At 62.8% G+C, this 1,587-nt stretch carries 2 protein-coding genes and 1 tRNA gene; 1 reads left to right on the forward strand and 2 read right to left on the reverse strand.

The window, feature by feature from the left end; genetic code table 11:
* Together trxA and EOA36_RS35035 are read right to left on the reverse strand one after the other, a co-directional pair.
* The coding region (gene trxA, locus EOA36_RS35030) for a thioredoxin (RefSeq protein ID WP_127281198.1) at positions 1–545 on the reverse strand (545 nt) is incomplete at its 3' end.
* An 84-nt stretch (positions 546–629) separates the two neighbouring features.
* Positions 630–1,127: a prolyl-tRNA synthetase associated domain-containing protein gene (locus tag EOA36_RS35035; RefSeq protein WP_127281199.1), complete on the reverse strand. Its 498-nt coding sequence runs from the start codon at positions 1,125–1,127 to the stop codon at positions 630–632.
* A gap of 318 nt (positions 1,128–1,445) precedes the next feature.
* Here EOA36_RS35035 and EOA36_RS35040 point away from each other — a divergent pair.
* Positions 1,446–1,520: transfer RNA gene (locus EOA36_RS35040), tRNA-Gly, on the forward strand.
* Positions 1,521–1,587 lie beyond the last annotated feature (67 nt).

Genomic DNA, 1,587 nt, shown 5'->3' on the forward strand with positions numbered 1-1,587 from the left:
GTCGACGGCTTCATGGGCGCCATTCCCGAGAGCCAGATCAACGAATTCATCACCAAGGTCGGCGGCGCGCCATTGCCCTGGCCGCCGACCTTGGTGATGAATTCGTTGATCTGGCTCTCGGGAATGGCGCCCATGAAGCCGTCGACCGGTTGGCCGTCCTTGAAGGCGATGACCGCCGGAATCGACTGGATGCCGAGCTGGCCGGCGATCGAGGGATGGTCGTCTATGTTCATCTTGACCAGCTTGACCTTGACGCCGGCGGCCTTGACCGCCTTTTCCAGCTGCGGCGTGAGCTGCTTGCAAGGGCCGCACCACGGCGCCCAGAAATCGACCAGCACCGGCTGGCGGCGCGATTCCTGGATGACGTCGGCGGCGAAGGCGGCGGTCGTCGTGTCCTTGATGACATCGCCGGCGCGGGCGCCCGCGGGCGCATCGCCAAGCGCTGCCTTCGCCGGCGCCGTGGCCGTTCCGCCATACTGCACCGTGGTGGCATACTGGCCGCCATTGTTTCCGAATGATCCGCCAAACGGATTGTTGTCGCTCATCTCGTCACCCTTTCGGTCGCGCTGCCGGCCCGCGGCTCGGCGCCATGTCTCAATTGGAAATCGGCTTCGCCATCCATGTGGCGATCATGCCGAGACTTTCAAGATAGCAGCATCGTGCCCGGTTGCCTCGACGAATCTGATGAGATCGGCCGCCGCGATCGACGTCGTCGCCTCGTTGGTCAGCGGATGCGCGTTGATGACGGCATGCGCCATCAAATCCTTGTCGAGCACCAGCTTGACCCTGTTTTCCCTGTCATTGATGACGCCGAAGACGGTGACGGCGCCCGGCGTGACGCCCAAAAGCTCCATCAGCATTTCCGGCTTGCCGAAGGAAACCCGGCTGGCGGCGCCGATCGACTGATGGATCTGCTTGAGATCGACGACCGCGTCCTCGCCGACGGTGACCAGGAAGAAATTGTCCTTCTTGTCCTTCAGGAACAGGTTCTTGGTGTGTCCGCCGGCGATTTCGCCGCGCAGCGCCTGCGAATCGGCCACCGTATAGAGCGGCGGGTGGCGTTTCGTCGAAACGGCGATGCCCAGTTCGGCGAGAAAGGCGAAAAGCTCGGCTTCGGTCTTCGGCATTGGATTTCTTCTTCGGCTGGTTTGCGGCCATGCCGTTTATCGCATCGGCCACGGAATCGGAATCATTTTTGCGCAAGCCTGGTGCGCGCCGCCGCGAAAGCCGGTTATTCCCATGCACGCGGCGATGGTGCGCGCCGCGACGAGGCGGCAATGGTCGGGCCGCCGCCCAACACGGCCCCCAGATCCGGCGAGAAGCCTTGTCACGGGCGGCTTGCCTGCATCATGGCGCCGGGCAGCAAAAAGGCCTGTTATTTCCCTGTTGCAATCGCCGCGCTCTTCAGCCATATAGGCCCGGCTTGCGGCCAAGACGCCGTGTGAGCGGGTGTAGCTCAGGGGTAGAGCACAACCTTGCCAAGGTTGGGGTCGAGCGTTCGAATCGCTTCACCCGCTCCAATTTCCTTCAGGGGATCAAGCATCGAAAAGCCGCGGTTCGCCGCGGCTTTTTCGTTTTCTGTGGCGG

Origin of the sequence: Mesorhizobium sp. M8A.F.Ca.ET.021.01.1.1 (assembly GCF_003998025.1) — a bacterium.
In the GTDB taxonomy this organism is placed as follows: Bacteria; Pseudomonadota; Alphaproteobacteria; order Rhizobiales; family Rhizobiaceae; genus Mesorhizobium.